The organism is Vibrio sp. 1557 (assembly GCF_033340175.1).
In the GTDB taxonomy this organism is placed as follows: domain Bacteria; phylum Pseudomonadota; class Gammaproteobacteria; order Enterobacterales; family Vibrionaceae; genus Vibrio; species Vibrio alginolyticus.
The window spans coordinates 48,834-71,335 of the sequence record NZ_JAWOVZ010000011.1; the positions used below are offsets into that span (position 1 = coordinate 48,834).

Consider the following 22,502-nt stretch of genomic DNA (forward strand, 5'->3'; position numbering starts at 1 on the left):
GAATTCTTAACTATCCTGTTGCATTGCTTCGAGTTCTTCCCATCTCTCGAATGCGATTTCCAACTCCTGCTCTAATGCAGCAAGCTGTTCCAATACCGGCTGAGTTTGCTCTACAGGTTTAGCAAAGAACTCTGGATCGTTCACTTGCTCCTGAAGGCTCTCGATATCCGACTCTAATTGTTCAAGTTTAGCTGGTAGAGCCTCTAATTCTCTTTGCAGCTTATACGATAACTTCTTCGAATTGTTCTTAGGTTGCGTAGTTTTGGGAGTTTCCTCAACCACTTTCTCTTTCTTTGTTGGTTTTTCAACCTGACTGCGCGAAGCAAGAACTTGGTCACGCTGCTGTTTAGCATCATGATAACCACCAACGAACTCTTCGATTATACCGTTACCCTCAAAAATCCAGCTGGTTGTTACTGTGTTGTCTACGAACTCACGGTCGTGACTCACTAACAATAATGTACCCTGATAATTGGCAAGCATTTCTTCTAAAAGTTCCAACGTTTCGATATCCAAATCGTTAGTTGGTTCATCAAGAATAAGTAAGTTGTTTGGTTTCAACAAGATACGGGCTAGCAATAATCGGTTTTTCTCACCACCAGAAAGTGCCTTAACCGGGGTTCTGGCGCGCTTGGGTGCAAATAAGAAGTCTTGAAGATAACTCAGCGCATGACGCTGACGCCCCCCAACCATTACTTCTTGTTTCCCATCCGCTAAGTTATCGATCACTGTCTTTTCTGGATCCAAAATCTCTCGGTACTGATCAAAGTACGCGACTTCTAATTTTGTTCCGCAGTGTAAACGACCAGACTGCGCTTCCAATTGCCCTAGTAGCAATTTAAGTACCGTACTCTTACCGCAGCCATTTGGTCCGATAAGTGCAATACGGTCACCACGCATGATGTTAAAGCTAAAGTCGTCGACAATTGTCTTGCCTTCGTAAGCAAAAGATACATTTTCTGCTTCAAATACAATCTTACCTGAACGAGAAGCATCATCGATGTTTAGGTTAACTTTACCTTGAACTTCACGACGGTCACGACGCTCTTCACGAAGTTTTTTAAGGGCTCGAACACGGCCTTCATTACGAGTACGACGTGCTTTAATGCCTTGACGAATCCACACTTCTTCCTGAGCTAGTTTCTTATCGAACTCAGCATTTTGCATTTCTTCGACGCGAAGCATTTCTTCTTTGTCATTCAAATACTGTTCGTAATTACCAGGGAAAGAAGCTAATTGACCGCGATCTAAGTCGACGATGCGTGTCGCCATCGACTTGATGAATGCACGGTCGTGAGAAATAAAGATGATCGAGCCTTTGAAGTCTTTTAAGAAGTTCTCTAACCATTCGATCGTTGTCACATCGAGATGGTTTGTTGGCTCATCAAGAAGCAATACATCAGGATCACAAACCAGCGCACGAGCTAAAGCAGCTTTACGTTGCCAGCCACCGGATAGATCGGTCAGTTTGGTTTCTGGGCTTAGTTTTAAAGCGCCAAGTACGTTCTTAACACGGTCATCAAAGCGCCAAGCGTTAGAATGATCAAGTTGCTCTTGAACTTTCGCCAAACGGTTAATGTTCTTCTCACTTGGGTCTTGAGCAACAAGATCGAGAAGATCGTGATAGATCTTCAATTGTTCGCCGATTTCAGCCAAACCGCCAGATACGTATTCGTAAACCGTACCCTCTTGATTGCGCGGTGGATCTTGTTCAAGCCGAGAAACTACTACGTCTTGAGTTATTTGAATCTTGCCATCATCCAACAAAATGTCGCCGGCAAGCACTTTCATTAACGTGGACTTACCTGCTCCGTTACGACCAACTAAACAAACGCGTTCGTTTTCTTGAAGAGCGAACTCCGCTTTGTCTAGCAATGGGTGGTCACCAAATGCAAGTTGTGCGTTATGAATGGTAAGTAATGCCATTATTATCCAACCAATGTGTGAGTTGTTCTAAGTCAAACGGCCAGTTCAACTCAGAATCTTGATATTTTAATACGGGTATTGTGACGCCGTAACGAGAAAATAGTACATCATCGAACGCAATATCGATGATATCTGTTTGCTCGGCCAAACCGACTTGGTCTACTAGAGCAAATGCCATCTCACAAAGATGGCATCCCTCCGTGCTATACAATATCAGCACGTATTAATCCTTTTGTTTATACTACGCGTGCGTTACTAGCCAACAGTTATGAATCTGTTTATTACGCGCAAAATCTAATGGTAACGTTTGAGAAGAAATATTCTGAGCCTTCAAACCCAATTCAGCGAGTGATTCTTCATCCATCTTGAAGTGACGTTTGTTATTTGAAAATACGATTGTGCCTTCACTTCTCAGTAAACGTTTGAGGTTCTTCATTAGCTTAATGTGGTCACGTTGTACATCGAATGATGTTTCCATACGCTTAGAGTTAGAGAACGTAGGTGGGTCAATAAAGATCAAGTCGTACTCACTTTTTGCGTTTTCTAGCCATTGCAAACAGTCCGCTTGTTCATATTTATGTTGGCGCCCTACACAGCCATTAAGCTGCATATTGTCTTTCGCCCAGTTCAAGTAGGTGTTTGACATATCGACAGTTGTAGTGGAACGCGCACCACCAACTGCAGCGTGCACTGTTGCACTACCAGTGTAAGCAAACAAGTTAAGGAAATCTTTACCCTGTGCCATTTCGCCAAGACGACGACGAGTGATCTTATGATCCAAGAACAGGCCTGTGTCTAGGTAGTCATGAAGGTTCACGATCAGCTTCACACCGTACTCGTTTACTTCGAGCGTCTCAGATACCTGACCTAATTTTTGGTACTGGCTTCGACCTTTCTGCTTCTCACGAACTTTCAGTACAACTTTGTTCGCTTCGACACCGGTCACCTGAATCGTCGCACGGATAATGTCCGTTAGACGACGCTTGGCTTTTTCTTCAGGGATGTTCTTAGGTGCTGCGTACTCTTGAATCACAATTTGATCGCCGTACACGTCGATCGCTACGTTGTATTCTGGAAGGTCTGCATCGTAGATACGATAGCAGTCTAGTTTCTCTTTACGCGCCCACTTGCCAATCTTGCCAATGTTTTTCTTCAAACGGTTTGAGAAGTCTGGTGCGATTTGAACGTTAGTATCTGCACCTTTAACTTCATCAGCGCTGCGCTCGGCAATGCTATAGTTCTTTTGGTGACACGGTAACGCACCATTGTTCAATTTAAACTGTTTATCAGCGCGCATACGAAGGCAACTCAAGAGCTCGTCTGAGCTAGAGAAGATAGATGCTTTACATCCGCCAAACTCAGATTTTAGCTGTCCACCGAATGCGGTATAGAGCGCAATCAGCCCCGGCTCAGTTCCTAGACGCTCACCGTAAGGTGGGTTTGAAACGATAACACCGTGTTCAAATCCTGCGGGACGAGTAATAGTTGCAGCATCACCTTGCGCAAACTCAATCAACTCTTCAACACCTGCTCTGCGGGCGTTTTCTTGAGCGACTTTTAATACTTTGGGGTCGTTATCGAATCCAAAAAACTTAGCGTCAACTTTCTTGACACCCCGTCTAGCTTGAACATTAGCCTCTGATTTAATCTCAGCCCAGGTCTCCGGTTCAAAGTCTTCCAAAACTTCGAAGCCCCATTGTTTGCGCTTAACGCCAGGTGCCATGTTGGCTGCCATCATTGCCGCTTCAATAAGCAAAGTACCAGAACCACACATTGGATCGAGTAATGGTTGATGCCCATCCCAGCCACAACGCATGATAATCGCAGAAGCAAGCGTTTCACGTAATGGCGCACGACCCGATTCTGGTCGATAACCACGCTGATGAAGACCACTACCTACCATGTCTACCCCAAGCAACGCTTTATCTTTATGCAAACGAACGTGAATACGAATATCTGGGCGTTCTTTGCTGATATTAGGACGTGGCAAGCCTTTATTCTCAAAGCAATCTACGATGCCATCTTTGACCTTCATAGCCCCGTATTGGCTATTTCTAATCTCACGGTTTGTGCCGTTAAAGTCCACAACAAAGCGTTTAGAGCTATGAAATTGGTTAACCCAGTTAATAGTGGAAGTGGATAGATACAAGTCCATGTCGTTGTTACACGTGAACTCAGATAAAACACGTACAAATCGAGACGCTAAACGGCTCCACAAACAACAGCGATAAACCTGTTCGTTTGTCGCTTTAAATTTTACGCCTGCCTGTACTGGTTTCGCATTTTCAATGCCTAGTTTAGTCAGTTCTTCAACAAGCAAATTTTCCATGCCATTTGAAGTTACCGCGAGATATTGATTCATAGTGTTCTTTCGCTGATAAAAAATGGCTTCAATTATACCTGACTTTACGATCAATGCCTCGTTTTTAAAGGTATTTTCCCACCCGTTAGTTCAAATCATCACCACTCAAATGATCTAAAACTTTCAACATCTTTAGTTTGAATGTTTTTCATTTATGAACGTATTTTGTTTCCTTTAGAAGAAGTGAATACTTATTTACATGCATTTTGGTATACACCAGCTTGGATTGGTTGATGTAAATTACTTACAAATGCCCTTTATAGGGGAATAAATAGGGTTGTTTTAGGCGCTAGGTTGCCTAATTAAAGGAGTAATCAAATTGAAATAAGTAAAATAAAAGTGACCAGCTTCATGTTTGCATGCATAGAAAACAAACAGTTTCATGGTCTTTCGGATTGGAGTGTCAGAGGAAAGGACAAAAAAAATCGACCCAGTAAGGTCGATTAAGGCAAACAAAGGAACGAAATAAAGAAAAATTAAACAGCTTTAACCCACCATTGCCATAGGGGTCATTGCAAAGAGGTGGTTTGCACAAGCCATGCGATCATGCATTACTTTAATCGGCTGCCCAAATTGAAGCGCCTTATTGCCATCAAGAACAAAGGCTTCTTGGTTAACATAAGCACATAAGCTCGATGTTTCGCCTGGTTCTAGAACGATGAACATACCATCAGAATATTGATTTGTGAGGAAGACCATGTCCCCTTCTTGAGGTTCATAATCAGAGGACTGTGCATCGAAGAACCAGCTCTTAGGCTGTACAGGTTTATGAAAACGCTTTGCAGCAACACAATACAGTGTTAATTCAGCTTGGCGATATTCACTGATATCGAGACAGCGAATGCGCTCATTAAACGTTTGAAATGCGCTGGCGTCATCAACGGTAAATTCACTGTTTGAGAAGGCACAGTTAACCAACAATTTTCGGGATAGATTGGTTTGGAAAATCATTTCCTCCCCCAGATCCAGCATTAAGCAAGCTTTTTGCTCGTCAAAATACCAATTCCATTTGTCGCTGGGTTTAAGCATTATTCCGTTCTCTCTTGACTAGTTAAATCAGTGGTAAAGAGGTAAGACGCTTAATTACCTACTCGTGATTTTTAAATTCTACAAACGAACGGATAAAAAAAAAGAGGAAACAAAGTCCTCTTTTTTATGTAACAGGTACTGATTTTTCAGTAGTTTTTGATGTATGTGTTAAAGATTCTTAACAATATCACGTACGAGACCTGGGCCGTGGTAAATAAAGCCAGTGTAGACTTGAACAAGTTTAGCGCCTGCCATGATCTTTTCTTTGGCTGCAACATAGGAATCTACACCACCAACACCGATAATTGGAAGTTTGTCTCCAAGCTCTTCATGAAGCTTACGTACGACCTCCGTAGAGCGTGATTGCACAGGGCGACCACTCAAGCCACCTGCCTCATTGGCGTGTCTCATCCCTTCTACGATCGTGCGATCCAAAGTTGTGTTAGTCGCGATCACACCATCTATATTGTTTTTCAATAAAGAATCGCAGATTTGGCAGATTTCATCGTCACTTAAATCTGGCGCAATCTTTAATGCTAACGGGACATACTTGTTGTACTTCTCTGATAACTCCGCTTGTTTCGCTTTTAATTCGGAAAGCAGTTCATCAAGCGCTTCACCATATTGAAGTGAACGAAGACCTGGAGTGTTTGGCGATGAGATGTTTACTGCAATATAGCCAGCATACTCATACACTTTTTCCATACAAATCAGGTAGTCCTCTGCCCCTTTCTCAATTGGCGTATCTTTATTTTTACCGATATTAATTCCGAGAACACAATTGAATTTTGCTCGTTTAACATTCTCGATCAAATTATCAACGCCTAGGTTATTAAAGCCCATGCGGTTGATGATCCCTTCTGCTTCCACTAAACGGAATAAGCGTGGTTTATCATTACCTGGTTGTGGTCGTGGCGTTACAGTGCCAACTTCAACAAAGCCAAAGCCCATGGCATCAAATGCTTCAATACATTCGCCGTTTTTATCTAAACCAGCCGCAAGACCAACAGGGTTACGGAATGTTAGACCCATACACTCAACTGGACGAGTTGGTAACTGTTGGCGGTAAAAGAGATCAAGTGGTGTGCCGTTAAAGCGTTGGAAGTTCTTGATTGCAAGATCATGTGCCTTCTCGGCATCGAGTTGGAAAAAGCCAGTTCTGGCTAGACGGTAAAGCATTGTGCCTCCGAAAGAAAAAAGCCCCGTATAAACGGGACAATATTATTTACCGTTTTTCATCGTAATTCAATGAAAATGAACGTAATAAGTAAAAACCTATATCTTAATAAGATTTTTAAATATAAAACAAACAATTACAATCAAGTTTCTGCGATAAAAATCGTAACTAACCGCTTAAAAGCAATCGATTTCACTCTGTTTTAATTTCAACTCAATGTGACAATGTAACTATTTTCGTTCCAAATGTGAATAATAGATAATAAAAAGCCCCGTTAAATAACGAGGCTTTTACTTATGACTTGATTATTCCACTACTCTTTCGATGAGCAGTTGAGGTTTAAAAGTACTAGCTCTCGAAGTGCTACAGAGAACTTAGCAAATTCGTGTACTGAGCCAACTTTGAACTCGTTTAAGATACTCTCCCAGCGGTGCAACGATTGCTCGTTAGTTTCAATCCAATCTTCTAACGCAGCCATCACGTCAAGCTCTTCGGTTGAGCAGCCACAAGTCAGTACCTGAGCGGTAAGTTGACGTTGTTGCCAGTCCAGATCTTCACGGAATGCCGCTCTAGCAAGTGCTTGCCAGTTGTTATCAACGGCTTGGCTATTAATTTGCTTCAAGAACCAATGCAACGATAAACGGTCACCCAAGTTAAAGTAGAGTTTCGATGCTTGCTCAACCGTTTTACCTGTTTCACTTGCTACTGATGAAATATCCAGTGCAGATTGTAAGCTTGATAAGCGGGCAACTTGGTGAGCGAGTTTCTCTTCAACCCCTTTCTCTATCCAACCTTGAGCCAAGTCATTGTGTTCTTCAACTTCAGACTCAACTAACATAGTGTCTAGGGTTTCAGTGATAACATTGACATCTTGCTTGTAGATAGCAATCAACTCACCGACCGTGCATTTGCCGCTACGGTTACGAAGCAACCAGCGTGCAATTCGACGCAGTGCTCGGCGCACGTAAAACATAATTTCGTATTGAGCTTGCGCTGTCGCAACGTTATCAAGTTTGCGAGTTTGCTTGAGGATTTCTTCTAAATCAAAGATTTCTCTAGCCGCACTGTAAGCGTTGGCAATATCGACAACACTTGCACCAGTTTCTTCTTGCAAACGAGTAACGAAGTTACAGCCCATTTCATTAACCATCTGGTTAGCCAATGCTGTAGCGATAATTTCAGCTCGCAGTGGGTGATTAACCATTTGATCTTTATAGTTACGTCGTAACGCACTTGGGAAATATTCAACAAGTTGTTTTGCATGGAATTCATCATTTGCGATTTCATCCGTAACAAGTTGCTGTTTAAGTACCATTTTACCGTAGGCAACTAACACTGATAGCTCAGGGCGAGTCAGACCTAGTCCCTGTTTTTCACGCTCGATTAGCGTTTCATCATCAGGAATGTATTCGAGAGCACGGTCCAAGTACCCTGCTTTCTCCATAGTGTGGATGAATCGAATTTGCTCCTTAACAATGCCAACACCTTGCTGTTCAGTAACAGAGATCGACTCCGACTGACGGTAAGCATCATCCAAGACAATTTCACCCACTTCGTCTTCCATAGACTCTAGAATTTGGTTACGTTGCTTAACCGTAAGATCGCCATTTGAAACCAGTCCATTGAGGAAGATCTTGATGTTGACTTCATTATCCGAACAGTCAACGCCACCTACGTTATCAACGAAGTCCGTGTTCACTCGACCGCCAGTTAGTGCGTATTCGATACGACCAAGCTGAGTCATACCCAAGTTACCACCTTCGCCAACCACTTTGGCTCTTAAGTCACGGCCGTCAATGCGCAGCATGTCGTTAGCACGGTCACCAACATCTGTATGAGTTTCTGTCGATGATTTAACGTAAGTGCCGATACCACCGTTCCAAAGAAGATCGACTTTCATTTTCAAGATCATCTTTATCAGATCGTTAGGCGCTAAAGATGCTTTCTTCGTACCTAACATTTTCTGAATTTCTGGCGTCAACTGGATCGATTTTGATCGACGAGAGAAGATGCCACCACCTTGAGAGATCAAGTCTTTGTTGTAATCTTCCCAGCTTGATCTTGGCAAATTAAACAAGCGGTTACGCTCTTCCCAGCTGCTGGCTGAATCTGGATTTGGATCAATAAAGATGTGCATGTGGTTAAACGCAGCTTGCAATCGAATATGCTTCGATAACAGCATACCGTTACCGAACACGTCACCTGCCATATCACCTACACCGATTGCAGTAAAATCAGTGGTCTGACAGTTGATGCCCATTTCACGGAAGTGACGTTTAACAGATTCCCAACCACCTTTTGCGGTGATTCCCATTGCTTTGTGATCGTAACCGTTTGAACCACCTGAAGCGAATGCGTCACCTAGCCAGAAGTTGTATTCTGCAGAAACAGAGTTTGCCAAATCTGAGAAGGTTGCTGTGCCTTTATCGGCAGCCACTACTAGATATGGGTCATCTTCATCGTGACGAACAACGTTTTGTGGTGGTACCACCTCTCCTTCAATGATGTTATCTGACACATCAAGCAGTGCACGGATAAAGCGTTTGTAACAACGCTGACCTTCCGCAAAAATTTCATCACGACTGGTGAGAGATGGCTGGCGTTTACAAACGAAGCCGCCTTTTGCACCCACTGGTACAATTACAGTGTTCTTAACCTGTTGCGCTTTCACTAAGCCAAGAATCTCCGTACGGAAGTCTTCTTGACGATCTGACCAACGCAAACCACCACGAGCCACTTTTCCACCACGAAGGTGAACACCTTCAATATCTGGTGCGTAAACAAAGATCTCGAATGCAGGTACAGGCTGCGGAATCTCAGGAATATCGCTTGGCTTCATTTTCAAAGATAACCAAGGCTTAGGCTGCTTATTCTCGTCTACTTGGTAGTAGTTGGTACGAAGCGTCGCCATGATCATTTCGATATAACGACGAATAATACGATCATCATCCAAGCTCTCTACACGATCCAACTGCTCTGTTAGCTTTTTAATTAGATCGTTTTGGCCTTTCTCGCTGCCTTTGTGTTTCGGATCAAATCGCTTGGTGAACAGCTTGACTAGACCTGTCGCTAAGTCTGGGTAGTGGCTTAGCGTGTCTTCGATGTACTGCTGACTGAATGGGAAGCCGACTTGGCGCATGTATCGTGCGTAAGCGCGAAGAATGGAAATCTCACGGCCAGATAAAGACGCACCTAATAACAATCGGTTGAAACCATCACTTTCAAGATTACCCGCCCAAATGGCAGCAAATGCTTGTTGGAAACGATCACGAGCTTCACGAAGGTCAACGGTTTTCTCGCTCTTATGCAGCATAGAGAAGTCAAGGATCCAGAAGGTCTGACCGTTGTTTTTCTCGATCTCATATGGCGATTCGCCAATCACACGCAAACCAAGGTTTTCCAACATCGGCATTACGTCAGAAAGGTGAATTGGTTCATCGCGATGATATAACTTTAAGCGGACAGCTTTGGAATCTGCTCCCTCTTCTTGAGGTCGGTAGAACAACATACCAAGTTTATTATCATCACTTAACGCTTCTAAGCGCTCGATATCTGCAACCGCAGAACCTGGCATCATGTCCTCTTTGTATGAGCGAGGGAACGCACTCATATATTCTTTTGAAAGAGGAAGGCCTTTACTTTCACCAAAGTTAGCAATGATGGATTCTTTTAGTCTGTCATCCCAAGAGGTAGAAACTTCCATTAGATTTTGCTCGATCTTTTTCACGTCTACGTCAATGTTGTTATTGTCTACACGAACAATGTAATGTGTTCTCGCTAGTGGGCTTTCTGAGAAGTACGTTGTAAATTCAACCTCTTGCTCGCAACCAAAGTACTGCTTAAGAATGCGTTGAGTTTGACGACGCAATTCTGTGTTGTAACGATCTTTAGTGACATAAACCATGCAACTGAAGAAACGACCAAATGGGTCTTTACGAACAAACAAACGCAGCAAGTCACGATCTTGCATTTGTACAACACCCATTCCCACCTCAAGCAGCTCTTCTTCATTAGCTTGAAGCAACTCGTCGCGTGGGTAGTTTTCTAAGATATTGTGCAATGCTTTGTATGAGTATGATCCGTGGCGGTATCCACTTGCTTCAAGGATACGGTCAACTTTTTCACGGATCAGAGGAATACTTTGTACCGCTTGGTTGTAAACGGCGGAGGTATATAAACCAGTAAAGCGATGCTCACCTATTACTTTACCGTTTTCATCAAACTTTTTAATACCGATGTAATCAGTATAAGCCGGACGGTGGATACGAGATGCTTTGTTACCTTTGGTGATGATCAGAGCGTATGGTTTTTTCGCTTCTAATCGCGCTGAATCTGATAATTCAGAGAGCTTGACGCTACGCACGCGCTTGTCATCAGCAAACAGACCTAGTCCTTTTTCTTTAGCAGGAACAAGTTCGGTATCACCATTGACCTCTTTTAAGTCATAATCTTTATAACCCATAAAGGTAAAGTTATGATCTTCTAGCCAACGAAGAAATGCGATCGTTTCATCCATACGATCAGTTTGGATAGAAACACGATCTTTATTTTTCTCAAGTTCATCAGTAACAAACTTAAGCTTATCAACCATCTGCTTCCAGTCATCAACGACTAAGCGAGTATCAGATAGAATTCTTAACAGCTCTTCTTTAAGCGCTTGCATCTCGTCTTTACTAGTAAGGCGGTCTACCTCTATGTGGAAAAGTGATTGAAGAACACCACCCTCACCGTTTACGTCTGTAACTTGGCCTTTTTTATCACGCTGAATCTGTGTTGGGTTATTCAACATTAGGTGACAAACAAGATCCAAACGTGCTAAAGCCATTTTGACTGAGTCCACTAAGAATGGACTATCTGGAACAACAATTTCTACGATTGTGTGTGTGGATTGCCAGCCTTGACGACTTACGGTCGGGTTAAATACTCGAACCGAAATCTCTTCTGGTTTTTTTTCATTGATATGGTGCCAAAGGCTAACGACAGCACCATAAAGGTCGGATTCGTTTCGCTGAATTAGATCATCATCAGCAATGTTACTGAATAAGTGTTGAGCAAGTTTAGTTACAAGCGTTTGGTGAGAAAGCTCGAGTTTGTCTTGAATCAGTTGGTAAACCTTTTCAAGCAGAACCGGCACTACATTTTCACGCGCGGTCATATTCACACTCCACATTAGAATTGTTGTTTTGTAGGGGGACTTAGTAGCTAGGTTGTTACCTTAGAAACTAAGCATAGGTAATGCATGTGCCCATTGTAAAAGCATAATTACAAATGTTTAACAACTAATCGTAGTGGTAAGAGGTGAAATGTCCGATTCTGTGACTAAGATTCCTATTTAACTCTCTGCAAATACAATACATCACAGAGTTTCTAACTTAAGAAACTTATTATTTTGGTCAGTTGTTAGTCTAAACTGGCCTCTAACGCCCAATTGACTAAGAAATGGTCTAAATCTCGCGGCGGGTAACTGCAAACGCAAACCGTTGTGTGTGACAACTTGAACAACACTTGCCGCACCAGAATAATGAGATAAAAACGTTTGATATGAAATGTTGAGATTGAAGTAGTAATAGTTCATGAAGTGAAAACTAAGTGACATAAACAAATAAGGTGGTCTTAATGACCACCCTATTGTGTTGTTTACTATTCGTCTAGTGCTTTAGTCACTTTTTCGAATAGATCTTTAGCAAGATTATCCATTGCTTTGAGCTTTTCAAGTTCTGCACGAATCATTGCTTGGCGAGCTTCATCGTATTTACGGAACTTAAGCAAAGGATCAATCATTCGAGAAGCTACTTGTGGGTTCGAATCATTTAGTTGGCGAAGAATTTCACCGGCAAATTGGTAACCTACACCGGATTTATCATGGAAACGTACAGGGTTCGCACTTAAGAACGAGCCAATTAAGCTGCGCGTACGGTTCGGATTTTTCAAACTAAATGCTTCGTGGTTCATGGTTGCTTTTACTTTTTCAAGAGCATCCTCTGCAGGATTGCTACCTTGCAGTGCAAACCACTTATCCATAACCAAACCATCGTGCTTCCATTTATCGCTATAATCAGCCATAAGTGCTTCACGACACTCGAGCTGAGCGTTATTTGCGGCACTCATCGCAGCAATCGTATCTGTCATGTTATTTGCAGATGCGTACTGCGCGTTGACTAAATCATTACCTTTTTCCGTATATGCTAGGTACTGAAGGCAACGGTTACGTAAAGCACGCTTGCCAATAGCAGCATGGTCGATCGTATACTCTGTTTGCTTAAGCGTGTGATAAGTCGCACTTAGCTCATCTTCTAATTCCTTAGAAAGTGACACTGTAATGCTGTTTAGCACTTTGTCTACGGCATCGATATCAATTTGCTGGTACCAACCAGTAATCTCATTGATTGAAGGCATAGAGAAAACTTGAGCAATGAAAGCAGGCTCAAGCGTTTCATCCAACAGCACACCGCGGAAAGCATCTATCACACCTTCAGAAAGCGATACTTCTTGTCCCGCTTGAACGTTTTTCACATTCTGACGAATGTATTTAGCCAATAGCATTTGGCTAGCGTCCCATCGAGCAAAATCGTTCGTTGCGTGCTTCATCAAGAAGACTAACTCGTCATCGCTGTAATCGTATTCTAATTTGACTGGTGCCGAGAATTCACGCAACAAAGATGGCACTGGCTGTTCTTCGACATTTTCAAATACGAACGTTTGCTTATCTTGTTTAATATCCAGCACGTTATTAACTGATTCACCGTTAATCACCAGTGGGATAACTCGACCTTTCGAATCATACAACTCGATATCGAACGGAATATGCAGCGCTTGTTTTTCTGCTTGGTCTTGCGTCGGCTCCGTAAATTGCTCTACCGTTAGTGCGTAAGTTTTTGCATCAGCGTTGTATTCGCTATTTACGCGCAGCGTTGGTGTACCCGATTGGCTGTACCACAGACGGAACTGTTTTAAATCAACACCGGTGGCATCTTCCATTGCAGAAACAAAGTCTTCACACGTCGCGGCGGTACCATCGTGACGTTCAAAATAAAGTTTCATTCCTTTTTGGAAGCCCTCTTCGCCAAGGAGTGTATGGTACATACGAATAACTTCGCTGCCCTTTTCATACACCGTTAGCGTGTAGAAGTTATTCATCTCAATGACTTTGTCAGGACGAATCGGGTGAGACATTGGGCTTGCATCTTCCGCAAATTGAGGACCACGAATAATACGTACGTTATCAATACGGTTATCAGCACGAGAGCCTAAGTCAGAAGAGAATTCTTGGTCTCGGAATACGGTTAAGCCTTCTTTTAGACTTAGTTGGAACCAGTCACGACAAGTGACACGGTTGCCAGTCCAGTTGTGGAAGTACTCATGACCGATCACAGCTTCGATGCCTAAATAATCACGATCTGTCGCAGTTTGATCGTTCGCCAGCACATATTTTGAGTTAAAAATGTTCAAGCCTTTGTTTTCCATTGCACCCATGTTGAAGAAATCAACAATTAGTAAAAAATAGGAGTCAAGATCGTACTCTAGACCAAACCTCTCTTCATCCCACTTCATTGCTGCTTTCAGACAGTTCATAGCATGGTGACTTTTCTCTACTGCTTCAGGCGTACCGAATATCTTCAAGGCAACTTCACGACCACTCATAGTTACGAATGTATCTTCTAGAGCAGCTAGATCACCTGCTACCAATGCGAACAAGTAAGAAGGTTTCTTAACGTGATCATGATAGGTAACGCTGTGTCGTCCATCTTCTAGATCAGCTTTCCCTTTAGGATTACCGTTACTTAGTAGAACAGGAAACTTCTCTTTATCCGCAATAATTGTACAAGTGTACGTAGCGAGAACGTCTGGACGGTCTAGGAAGTAAGTTATCTTTCTAAAACCTTCAGCTTCACATTGAGTACAGTAAACGCCTTCCGCTAGGTAAAGACCATCTAATGATGTGTTGTTATTTGGGTCTATACGTACAACTGTAGTTACCGTGAAGAGATCACTTGTAGGTTGAAGCGTTAAGGTTTCTTTACCTAGTTCGTAGCGAGTTTCGTCTAGCTTCTCTCCGTCTAACTCAACGGACAATAGCTCTAACTCGACTCCATCTAGAACCAATGGAGGAAGACCTTTACCTTCCTTATTGTTTAGCTTTACGTCTAACTTAGAGGTTACTTCCGTGTAGTCCTCGCGAATATCAACCGTTAGGTCTATAGCCTCGATGGTATAGTCTGGTTTCTTATAATCGTGACGGTATAACGTTTGGGGTGTATTTAATTCCATTTTATCCCTTTGAGTGTGTATCTGTGACTTTATGAAAATAAAAAGAGGGAGCATGAAGCCCCCTCGTGTAGTTATGCTAACGCTAATTTGATTGCTGACAAGAACTCTTTTCCTCGTTTCGTGAGGTATGCCCTACGAACCCTGTAGTCTGATTCGTCGTGTTCTAATCTTATGAGGTCTAAACCCGCTTGTTTCGGCGAGAAGCGATCACCTAGCTTTCTCAAGTTTCTGCTTATAGTTGATTTAGGCATATCAAGTTCAGTTACCAAGTCCCCAGCAGCCAAACCTTCTTTCTGAGCTATTACGATGAAAATAGCTAAACCGTTAGGAGTAGAATCAGGAATATATTCTCTAAGAACTGCTGAAAGCTTTAATCCTCTGTTTAATTCTACTTGCATCTAATTGTCCTTCAGTATCAAACCTATCTAGTCCTTTGTGTGAGCATCCTGCGAACAAAGAACCTTTAAAGTGTATAAGGCACTCGACTATCCCGAGCTGCCATAAATCTACGAAAAATTCTTTCAAATCGTTAGGCACAAAAAACCAAAACCTAACCATATCTAGAGACTCAGTTCCTAATAGTTCTTCTTTTTCGCACTGAGGAAGAATGGTCTCTAAAACAAGTTCCGTTACGTCGTTATTTAACATTATACAACCTTTTAAGACAAGTCCTCAAACAGATCGTGTGGATGCTAAGTGATCAAATATACATACGCAAGAAATAGCATTGAGACAAAGATCACATTTTCAGTGCAACCAGTCTAAAATTAAGCAGTTTCTAAAATTCACTATCTGAATAAAATGCATACAGTTGTTATCAAATTAGTTAATAATAGCGCACTTGCATTTGTGGGTAACTTTGTGTGTAACGCTGTGGATTCTTCTTGAATAAGTTTGGATTAATTCAGCATCGTTAACTGATAACACATAGGTTTTCCGTGAATTGCGCCCCTTAAAGGAAAACATAAAAAACAAAACACAAAGAAATAAACATATAATTTTTTAATAAGGGACAGGTTTTTCTATTGTTTTTTCTTCTCATATTCGTATAATAACTCGCATCTAAACACATACACACAGTGAGTGAGCTAATCATGTTCATTCACGAATTGAGAAATTTATCTATGAGTGGGCTATCAACCCTCTTGTAGTAGGATTTCTGGAAGGCACTGTATTAGGGTGACACGTGGAAATAACCAATACCACGGAGAGTTGTGTGTGTATGTGACTCTGATTGAGATACCCCTAGTCAGTGCCTTTCTTCGTTATGGGATACACACACCATGCGTCTAACTCAACTAACACCATCAGAATCAGCAGTATTCGAACAAATCCAATTCCTAGACAACCACTTCAAGACTAAGTTCGGTCTAGAATGCTTTAGCCAATCTATCCAGCAATTCATCAACTTCTTTGCAGACAAGCAAGGTTACACTCGTCGTACTATCCAGAACGCTCTACGTAAGCTTGAGTCACTAGGTCTAATCTCAATTGCTTACAACCAAGGCTTCAAAGGTGCGAACCTTTACTATGTGAACCTAGAGAAACTAGAAGAACTACGTAAAGCCTCTCTAGACTCTTCTACAAAGGCGTGTGACAAGGTTAAAGCAGTATTCCAAAAGTTCCTAAACATCGCTGTAAACGCAGGTAAAGAGCCTGTAGAAAACGTTGAGGAAGGCGTAGAGTTTAACGCTGAAGAGTCTTACTACCACGACCTAGCTATCAACGAAATGTTAGCTGAAGACGGTATCCCTATGAGCTTCTATGGGGAGGACGGTTATGGGGAGGACTCTCTATGATCATCAAAATGACCTCTGCCCTAGCCTGTATGATTTCCGTTGTGTTGTCCGTTATGATCTTGTCTTCATTAGGTCACGGTTACATGGCTGTAGTGTTTGGCTTAACTGCCTTGGTTATTGAGGTAACGAAATACTCAGCGTTCCTCTCTAAGACAATCACAGGAGCTTTCCTTTGCGTTGTTCTTAGCGTCCTATCAATCGGTGCATCTATCGGTTCTCTTCAGAACGGTATGCAGGACACACAAAACACGGTTGAACAATACGAGAACAAAGTGAAGACCTTAACGAGTAACATTGAGGCTCTAGAAGCAGCAAGAACGGCTTATATCTCTGAAGGATACATCACTAAGTCTCTTACTCTTAACGATGAAATTGAAACGTTACAGCGTGACTTATTGGCACTCGAAAAGCCTACCCTAAGTGCTTCTTATGGAATGGTACAAACAATCTCTCAAGTAACCGGAGTGAGTGTCGTAGCGGCTAGTAATTGGCTTTATATCTTGATTGCTGTAGTAGTTGATGTGTGTGCTTTCTTCCTCTTGTCGATGGAGTTTAAGAAAGCAACTGTGAGGGAATACGAAGAGGTGATCGAGACGAGAACTGAACGAGTCGTAGAGACTGAATCAGTGAATCAGGAAGATTGTAGGATTCGTGAGTTATCTGAGTCTGGTATGTCTCAACGTTTAATCGCTAAGGAACTAGGCATTAGCCAATCAACGGTATGTAGAAGACTCAAGGAAATCAAGGCGGATGAGTAAGTAGCCTACACTCTTAGCTGTTTCTAGACAACTCGCTAAGTTTAGTCAATGGTAAAAAGCCACTTTTTGGGCTCTTTTTTGGAAGCGCTTGTTGTAACAATTTTTATTGTGATGCTGATTGCTCAACTTGAAACTCGGAGGTTGTAACATAGGTAGCATTGGGATTCAGGCACCAACCAACAACTACCCCAAAGAAAAATATAAACAACCGCACCAATATAGGCCGGACAAACCATTCTTTGAATTTTGTCGGTTTGTTTCTCGCCAAGTGCTCCAATGCTACAATTGTTGGTTTAAGGTGAGTGGATTTTGTGTCGTAGATCTCACCATAATACTCAATTAAAAAATCTGAAGCTTTCTTATGATCTTGCTTAGTAATATTAGGATTTAATGCTATTTTCAAATGTTTTTTAACATTGGCATGTGTAAATGTGGACAACAATTATCTCCTTTTCCTCGAAAGTTATTATGTTCAGTTAAGAAGTGCTCGTGAGTCGATAACACTTAATTATCGCGCTGAAAAAAAGCCAAATCAAAGCAGATTAGCGATGCGAGCCAATCTTAAATCGTTAGTTATAGCCCTATACCGGCTCCTATCGCACCAATTACCACACCAACTATTGCTCCTAATAAGTGGTCTTTAAGTTTACTTTTTAGCGTATTTGATTCGTTCAAATCTGCCGTAAGTTGGTCGATTTTTTTTGTTTGTGTTTCAAGAACCTCCGAGAGCTTACTCAATGCAGTTTCATCTAGTGAAAGCTTGCTTTGTATTTCATAACGATTCATTACTTTAGTTCGGCCGTTAACCCTATGATAAGCACCATCATTGCAAAGCACTAGTGACGACGAAGCATGAACAGTTATGACACATATGTTCAGCACAACTCTAAAACTAATATTTTCAACCTCAAATATATCAGGGTCACTCAGTAACTCCTTGACCTTCAAAGTTAATAGTTGGGCTTCCTCTATCTTAATACCTGGAACGAAAGTTGAGTCTTGAACACCAATCAGAACTTTTCCACCGCCAGAGTTAGCGAACGAGGCAATTACTTTGGCCAGACGCATTGGATCTATTTCAGGCAGTAAAAACTCAATTGTTGCACTTTCACCTTGTTCTAATAATTTTACAATGTCTGAATTCAAAAATAATTTTTCCAGTTTATGGACACGATGAACTGTAACACTGTGTTAAGGGGAAGACAGCAACGCGTAGTTAAAGTCTTAGGTATTGCACATCCCCTTTGAACAGTTTGTCAATTTGGTAAACGTGAGAGATACTTTTGAGAATACTCTTCAAAGTGCCCCAGCTCTTCTACCCGTAAAATCGGATTAAACTGAAGCTTATAATTGTATTCAATAACTAACACTTTCATGTAACAAGAGTCGATATTGATAATATCACCCACACGAGGAAGGTAATTGAAGTTCATTTCAGCATCAAATATGTCAACCCAACCTCCACCTCTATTGGCTTCAAAAGTGATCTTGAATACAGTTTCTTCATTGTAGCTGATCATTCCATTTTCCTTTTTATAGTCAGATCAAACGAACATCGGTATAAGGCAACCACCTACGTTAAGCCGTTACACCGAAAACATGAAAACCAACGATGAAATGAAAAATGCCAATCGTTGGAAGCCACTCTTAAACAGTTTGTTAGAGCTCACTTAAAGCCATCATCACAACTATGATAGTAACGATGAGACTACCGTGGAATAACAATAATGTTCGAGAGAATGCAGCTGAGCTCATACATGCTCTTTTTGACTTAAAGTTGTGAGGCATTATCTCATGCACAGGAACCAACCCTTTTACTGTTTGGTTGTACATCTCAACAAACCTACGCTCCATTCCCAGAAAGTAGCTATCTAACAACCAGAACATAATAGCGGGAAAATATGCAACAAGAACAAAATTTGAATTCGCATTCTGTGCGGATAACGCAAACATTGCTGATACCAAAGTAACGCTCCAACCTTTTATTGCGAAAGAGATCGTTGCGAGTCTATTTATGTTTGATTGAATATTCTGTAAGTGAACATCGTTAACTTTTTGGTGATTTGCCATCTAACCACTCTCCAAACGAGCAATACCCTGAGGTTGGATCATTTACCCATAAAGTTTGAGATGTAGCATCAATATATGGATATAAGCTCAGATACTCTTGTCCTTCAAACCTTGTTTCATAATTTTTGGTAATAGGCAATATTACTACTTTACCTTTCAGTGCGTCAAAGTACCCACATTCCCAAGGCATCCATTTGCTACTACTTGAATTTGTTGATGTTGCAAAAAACAGCGATGAACATTGTTTCATTCTCTTTCTTAATCTATCTGCTGTTTCTTCGCTTACCTTCGATCGGTCAAGCTCTTTGTCATCAATCCAATCAACATAAACAGAGTAACCTCTATTGGCTAGGTAGTTTTTAAGCCCTAACACTGTCTCCTTGTCCAAGTAACTGTGTGAAAGAAATATATCAAAGCTACCTTTCTCATCATAGGACTCAATGTCAAAGCCCTCTGTACCACTACGTTCATCAATTTTCGTATTTTTTGTTATTAAACCTTTTAGGTCTGATTCTTTAATTAATGCCATACTAACTTTTTCCACAAGTCTTTAGTGTTTTCTATAGTGCTGCTAGTGCCTTTAGAGCTCAACTAAAAGAAGCAAAGCTAACACGGCATTTAGACGCTCATCAAAGTCACGAAACGATAGCTAGTTAGTGTCCGTGATTTCGAGTTTACTATTATCCCCATGACGTAATACCATTCACTCCCTCCAATCATTAACTTGATTAAAGTTGGTAGGGAGTAAACTTGAGTTTCAGTATAAAGCAACGACAAACCATTGCAAATAGTTGACTATCAACTTGAGTTAGTACGACCAAATCATACGATCAGGGCGCATATCTAAGTGAATGAATCGGTGATCACCTTTCTGATTCACACCGATTCCTTTTATGCCTAGTTTCATTGCCAGCTCTAAGACCTTATGAGCAACCTCACGTGATACTTTGAGATCAATAGCTGCTTTGTTATGCCAACCTGCTTTTACTTTCTTTCGTTCTATTGGATGGTTTTCGCAGCGATAAGCGGAGGATACTGGAAGAGGTACTTTGAGGAAGTCCCTCATGAACTGGACGATGTTCATCAACTCGATGAACTCAGGGTTTGGGTTATTTTGACCGCAACCACAACGGCATTTCAATTCGTTGTCAGAAAAGTTTTTCCAACGTGACATAAACCTCCTTAGCGTGTTTCTGTACGCATGTAATAGCAGTGGCTACCATGCTCATCTGGCATATCTGGATTGATACAACCAACCATCACTACCCCTAAGTGTTTATCTATTGGTGAAGTCTTTGTGCGTCCATAACGCATCACGAAATAAACCTTGTCGTAGTCTGGATGGATCTTTAGCCATTGCTTGATGTATAGAGTGATTAATGGGTCATAGTCTTCTATGAGAGGGATATGGGCGAAATCGTTGATGGTTCTCTTGTTGGTATCGAGACCTAGATAACCTACGATGTTTCCATCTGATTTCTTGATGAGATACTTAACATCACAGAAAGGGTCTCCACTGATACTCTTCACGTGATTGATGTAATCTCTGAAGTAGTTCTCCCCCATAGGTAGATTCTTGATTGATTCGTAGAGTGAATCAGCGATTTCGAGGTCAGATTCAGTGGCTAATTCGACTCTGTAGTCCTTACTGAGCCATTCACTACCAATAGCCTGACCTTCTTCAAATTGACGAATAGCTAGGATGTTTGCCATTAGACCTCCCCGAAGTATCGAAGGATTTCACGATAACAATGAAGCTTAGGAATGTTGGGACGATTCATTGGCATGATTCCCTTCTTGTCAAAGAAGAAGCCGCCCCCATGAGTCAAGTGATTCACCTTAGCGAGATCACCAATTAGGTTTAGTGATTCGATATAGTCACGGTTAACTTGACGCATAACGTCACTGAAAAGCAGATCGTTAACGTGCTTTAAGTCCTTAACGTTTCCTAGCTGCCACTCAGGGTCTAAACAATCGGGAACACCTAAAGTGATGTTACCGTCTGCATTGATACAATAGTCGTTGTTAATGACTGTCAGATCGAACTCGTTAGATAGAGGTCTTCCCTTACCTGTCATAACGAAACGAGCGTCATTGTACGTTGAGAACTTAGCACCATTAGGGTTAGCCTCGATGTACTCAAACAGCTTACAAACCTCACGACCAAACAAAGTCATTAACTCACTGTTCGCGTAAATATCGAACTGGACAGCAAAGCGTTTAACACCTGCTTCTGAGACCTGCTTATAGCAATCAATGAGACTCTTATAGTTGCTCTCACTCATTGTCATAGAGGCATAGGTGATTGCATCAGAATAAGTAGTAAGCTTCTCTAAGGCGCGCTTGCTTCCTTTCTTTCCGTTACCTAGACCATCGTAACTAAAAACAATCTGGCACTTATTACGCTTGAAGAGATCAACCCATTCATCATCGAGTAGAAGTCCATTCGTGTAGATTCGAGAGTTGACCAAAAGGTGTTCTTGTTGGTTGATATGTGAGAAGGCTTCTTCAAACCATCCCTTGCCAGCCATTAGGGGCTCACCACCAAGAAACACCATGTAGACAGAACGAAAACCTAGAGATGCATTAAGCAGCTTCTTAACGGTATCCGTTGAGGCTACTTGCTTTCTCATATTGGTTTCTGCTGTCATGCAGTAGTCACAAGCCAAGAAACAATCGTTAGTCACTTGAACTTGGTAAGATACGTTGTCGTAATACAAGACGACCTCCTTTAATTATTCGTTTGGTAGAGGGTATCTTTCTTTGATTTCAGCTACTTTAGCGATCCAAGGCTGTAGAGCCTCTTCCTCTGTCTTACGACCTGTAGCTATATCGAATTGAGCATCGAGATATAGAGGGTCAGCTTCTTGTTCGTAGGCTTCTTTGCGCCAACGTAGCGTATCCTCTATAGAAGGTTGAGCAGGTACTAAAGTACCCGTTGAGGGGTCATACATCATACCGCCTACTTCTTTGAGGCTAGTAGTTTCATAGATGTACCAATCATCCAAGTTTGAAGGAACGGGATAGATTTGATATTCGACTGGATTAGCCTTTGAGAAGTAGACAGTATGAACCTCCTTGTTTAGAAGAGATTCATACGTGTCTGCCATTAA

At 41.7% G+C, this 22,502-nt stretch carries 20 protein-coding genes; 2 read left to right on the forward strand and 18 right to left on the reverse strand.

Annotated elements, in window-relative coordinates:
- Positions 1 to 6 precede the first annotated feature (6 nt).
- The 9 genes from R7070_RS14405 to R7070_RS14445 all read right to left on the reverse strand — a co-directional run bounded on the left by R7070_RS14405 (position 7) and on the right by R7070_RS14445 (position 15,160).
- On the reverse strand, positions 7 to 1,926 hold the full coding sequence (locus R7070_RS14405) for an ABC transporter ATP-binding protein (protein WP_005377449.1): 1,920 nt from the start codon (positions 1,924 to 1,926) through the stop codon (positions 7 to 9).
- Positions 1,904 to 2,146, reverse strand: coding sequence for a glutaredoxin family protein (locus R7070_RS14410; protein ID WP_017821808.1), 243 nt, complete (start codon positions 2,144 to 2,146; stop codon positions 1,904 to 1,906). Before R7070_RS14410 ends, R7070_RS14405 begins: the two co-directional genes overlap by 23 nt.
- Positions 2,147 to 2,167: 21 nt before the next feature.
- Positions 2,168 to 4,288 carry a bifunctional 23S rRNA (guanine(2069)-N(7))-methyltransferase RlmK/23S rRNA (guanine(2445)-N(2))-methyltransferase RlmL gene (rlmKL, locus tag R7070_RS14415; RefSeq protein WP_062730585.1) on the reverse strand — a complete coding sequence of 707 codons (2,121 nt, stop codon included), beginning with the start codon at positions 4,286 to 4,288 and terminating at the stop codon, positions 2,168 to 2,170.
- Positions 4,289 to 4,774: 486 nt separating this feature from the next.
- Positions 4,775 to 5,317, reverse strand: a complete 543-nt coding sequence (locus R7070_RS14420) for a cell division protein ZapC (RefSeq protein ID WP_005377444.1) — start codon at positions 5,315 to 5,317, stop codon at positions 4,775 to 4,777.
- 168 nt (positions 5,318 to 5,485) lie between these two features.
- Positions 5,486 to 6,496 carry a quinone-dependent dihydroorotate dehydrogenase gene (pyrD, locus tag R7070_RS14425; protein WP_005377443.1) on the reverse strand — a complete coding sequence of 337 codons (1,011 nt, stop codon included), beginning with the start codon at positions 6,494 to 6,496 and terminating at the stop codon, positions 5,486 to 5,488.
- A gap of 311 nt (positions 6,497 to 6,807) precedes the next feature.
- Entirely contained in the window at positions 6,808 to 11,649 is a 4,842-nt protein-coding gene (locus R7070_RS14430; protein ID WP_256900499.1) for an NAD-glutamate dehydrogenase, read from the reverse strand.
- A gap of 201 nt (positions 11,650 to 11,850) precedes the next feature.
- Positions 11,851 to 12,069: a DUF2835 domain-containing protein gene (locus tag R7070_RS14435; protein ID WP_005377440.1), complete on the reverse strand. Its 219-nt coding sequence runs from the start codon at positions 12,067 to 12,069 to the stop codon at positions 11,851 to 11,853.
- 65 nt (positions 12,070 to 12,134) lie between these two features.
- Positions 12,135 to 14,762: an aminopeptidase N gene (gene pepN, locus R7070_RS14440; RefSeq protein WP_318141231.1), complete on the reverse strand. Its 2,628-nt coding sequence runs from the start codon at positions 14,760 to 14,762 to the stop codon at positions 12,135 to 12,137.
- A 71-nt stretch (positions 14,763 to 14,833) separates the two neighbouring features.
- The gene (locus R7070_RS14445; protein ID WP_153645931.1) at positions 14,834 to 15,160 is read right to left on the reverse strand and encodes a MarR family transcriptional regulator; all 327 of its coding nucleotides are present in this window, start codon (positions 15,158 to 15,160) and stop codon (positions 14,834 to 14,836) included.
- Between the two features lie 885 nt (positions 15,161 to 16,045).
- On the opposite strand from R7070_RS14445, the gene R7070_RS14450 reads away from it, so the two are divergent.
- Together R7070_RS14450 and R7070_RS14455 are read left to right on the forward strand one after the other, a co-directional pair.
- Entirely contained in the window at positions 16,046 to 16,561 is a 516-nt protein-coding gene (locus R7070_RS14450) for a hypothetical protein (RefSeq protein ID WP_065870669.1), read from the forward strand.
- Positions 16,558 to 17,319 carry a hypothetical protein gene (locus R7070_RS14455; protein ID WP_318141232.1) on the forward strand — a complete coding sequence of 254 codons (762 nt, stop codon included), beginning with the start codon at positions 16,558 to 16,560 and terminating at the stop codon, positions 17,317 to 17,319. The genes R7070_RS14450 and R7070_RS14455 overlap by 4 nt, the downstream gene beginning before the upstream one ends.
- A gap of 103 nt (positions 17,320 to 17,422) precedes the next feature.
- Here the strand turns inward: R7070_RS14455 and R7070_RS14460 are convergent, their stop codons facing one another.
- The 9 genes from R7070_RS14460 to R7070_RS14500 form a co-directional block, all read right to left on the reverse strand.
- Positions 17,423 to 17,758 carry a hypothetical protein gene (locus R7070_RS14460; RefSeq protein WP_169602101.1) on the reverse strand — a complete coding sequence of 112 codons (336 nt, stop codon included), beginning with the start codon at positions 17,756 to 17,758 and terminating at the stop codon, positions 17,423 to 17,425.
- Between the two features lie 134 nt (positions 17,759 to 17,892).
- Positions 17,893 to 18,465: a helix-turn-helix domain-containing protein gene (locus R7070_RS14465; protein ID WP_169602103.1), complete on the reverse strand. Its 573-nt coding sequence runs from the start codon at positions 18,463 to 18,465 to the stop codon at positions 17,893 to 17,895.
- A gap of 110 nt (positions 18,466 to 18,575) precedes the next feature.
- Positions 18,576 to 18,839, reverse strand: a complete 264-nt coding sequence (locus R7070_RS14470; RefSeq protein WP_169602105.1) for a hypothetical protein — start codon at positions 18,837 to 18,839, stop codon at positions 18,576 to 18,578.
- 139 nt (positions 18,840 to 18,978) lie between these two features.
- Positions 18,979 to 19,389, reverse strand: coding sequence for a hypothetical protein (locus R7070_RS14475; protein ID WP_169602107.1), 411 nt, complete (start codon positions 19,387 to 19,389; stop codon positions 18,979 to 18,981).
- Positions 19,367 to 19,918 carry a toll/interleukin-1 receptor domain-containing protein gene (locus R7070_RS14480; protein WP_169602109.1) on the reverse strand — a complete coding sequence of 184 codons (552 nt, stop codon included), beginning with the start codon at positions 19,916 to 19,918 and terminating at the stop codon, positions 19,367 to 19,369. Before R7070_RS14480 ends, R7070_RS14475 begins: the two co-directional genes overlap by 23 nt.
- Before the next feature lie 279 nt (positions 19,919 to 20,197).
- Positions 20,198 to 20,563 (reverse strand): D-Ala-D-Ala carboxypeptidase family metallohydrolase, encoded by a 366-nt coding sequence (locus R7070_RS14485; RefSeq protein WP_169602111.1) that lies wholly within the window; start codon positions 20,561 to 20,563, stop codon positions 20,198 to 20,200.
- Between the two features lie 8 nt (positions 20,564 to 20,571).
- Positions 20,572 to 21,102 carry a hypothetical protein gene (locus R7070_RS14490; protein ID WP_097371868.1) on the reverse strand — a complete coding sequence of 177 codons (531 nt, stop codon included), beginning with the start codon at positions 21,100 to 21,102 and terminating at the stop codon, positions 20,572 to 20,574.
- A complete protein-coding gene (locus tag R7070_RS14495; RefSeq protein WP_005490094.1) occupies positions 21,102 to 22,109 on the reverse strand; it encodes a radical SAM protein in 1,008 nt (335 codons plus the stop codon). Before R7070_RS14495 ends, R7070_RS14490 begins: the two co-directional genes overlap by 1 nt.
- A gap of 15 nt (positions 22,110 to 22,124) precedes the next feature.
- Positions 22,125 to 22,499: a hypothetical protein gene (locus R7070_RS14500; protein ID WP_029848922.1), complete on the reverse strand. Its 375-nt coding sequence runs from the start codon at positions 22,497 to 22,499 to the stop codon at positions 22,125 to 22,127.
- Positions 22,500 to 22,502: the final 3 nt, after the last annotated feature.

Excerpts from the sequence above, each read along its gene's own strand:
- R7070_RS14405 (WP_005377449.1), bottom strand. The coding sequence starts at position 1,926 with ATGGCATTACTTACCATTCATAACGCACAACTTGCATTTGGTGACCAC.
- rlmKL (WP_062730585.1), bottom strand. The coding sequence starts at position 4,288 with ATGAATCAATATCTCGCGGTAACTTCAAATGGCATGGAAAATTTGCTT.
- R7070_RS14420 (WP_005377444.1), bottom strand. The coding sequence starts at position 5,317 with ATGCTTAAACCCAGCGACAAATGGAATTGGTATTTTGACGAGCAAAAA.
- pyrD (WP_005377443.1), bottom strand. The coding sequence starts at position 6,496 with ATGCTTTACCGTCTAGCCAGAACTGGCTTTTTCCAACTCGATGCCGAG.
- R7070_RS14430 (WP_256900499.1), bottom strand. The coding sequence starts at position 11,649 with ATGACCGCGCGTGAAAATGTAGTGCCGGTTCTGCTTGAAAAGGTTTAC.
- R7070_RS14435 (WP_005377440.1), bottom strand. The coding sequence starts at position 12,069 with ATGAACTATTACTACTTCAATCTCAACATTTCATATCAAACGTTTTTA.
- pepN (WP_318141231.1), bottom strand. The coding sequence starts at position 14,762 with ATGGAATTAAATACACCCCAAACGTTATACCGTCACGATTATAAGAAA.
- R7070_RS14445 (WP_153645931.1), bottom strand. The coding sequence starts at position 15,160 with ATGCAAGTAGAATTAAACAGAGGATTAAAGCTTTCAGCAGTTCTTAGA.
- R7070_RS14450 (WP_065870669.1), top strand. The coding sequence starts at position 16,046 with ATGCGTCTAACTCAACTAACACCATCAGAATCAGCAGTATTCGAACAA.
- R7070_RS14455 (WP_318141232.1), top strand. The coding sequence starts at position 16,558 with ATGATCATCAAAATGACCTCTGCCCTAGCCTGTATGATTTCCGTTGTG.
- R7070_RS14470 (WP_169602105.1), bottom strand. The coding sequence starts at position 18,839 with ATGATCAGCTACAATGAAGAAACTGTATTCAAGATCACTTTTGAAGCC.
- R7070_RS14475 (WP_169602107.1), bottom strand. The coding sequence starts at position 19,389 with ATGGCAAATCACCAAAAAGTTAACGATGTTCACTTACAGAATATTCAA.
- R7070_RS14480 (WP_169602109.1), bottom strand. The coding sequence starts at position 19,918 with ATGGCATTAATTAAAGAATCAGACCTAAAAGGTTTAATAACAAAAAAT.
- R7070_RS14485 (WP_169602111.1), bottom strand. The coding sequence starts at position 20,563 with ATGTCACGTTGGAAAAACTTTTCTGACAACGAATTGAAATGCCGTTGT.
- R7070_RS14490 (WP_097371868.1), bottom strand. The coding sequence starts at position 21,102 with ATGGCAAACATCCTAGCTATTCGTCAATTTGAAGAAGGTCAGGCTATT.
- R7070_RS14500 (WP_029848922.1), bottom strand. The coding sequence starts at position 22,499 with ATGGCAGACACGTATGAATCTCTTCTAAACAAGGAGGTTCATACTGTC.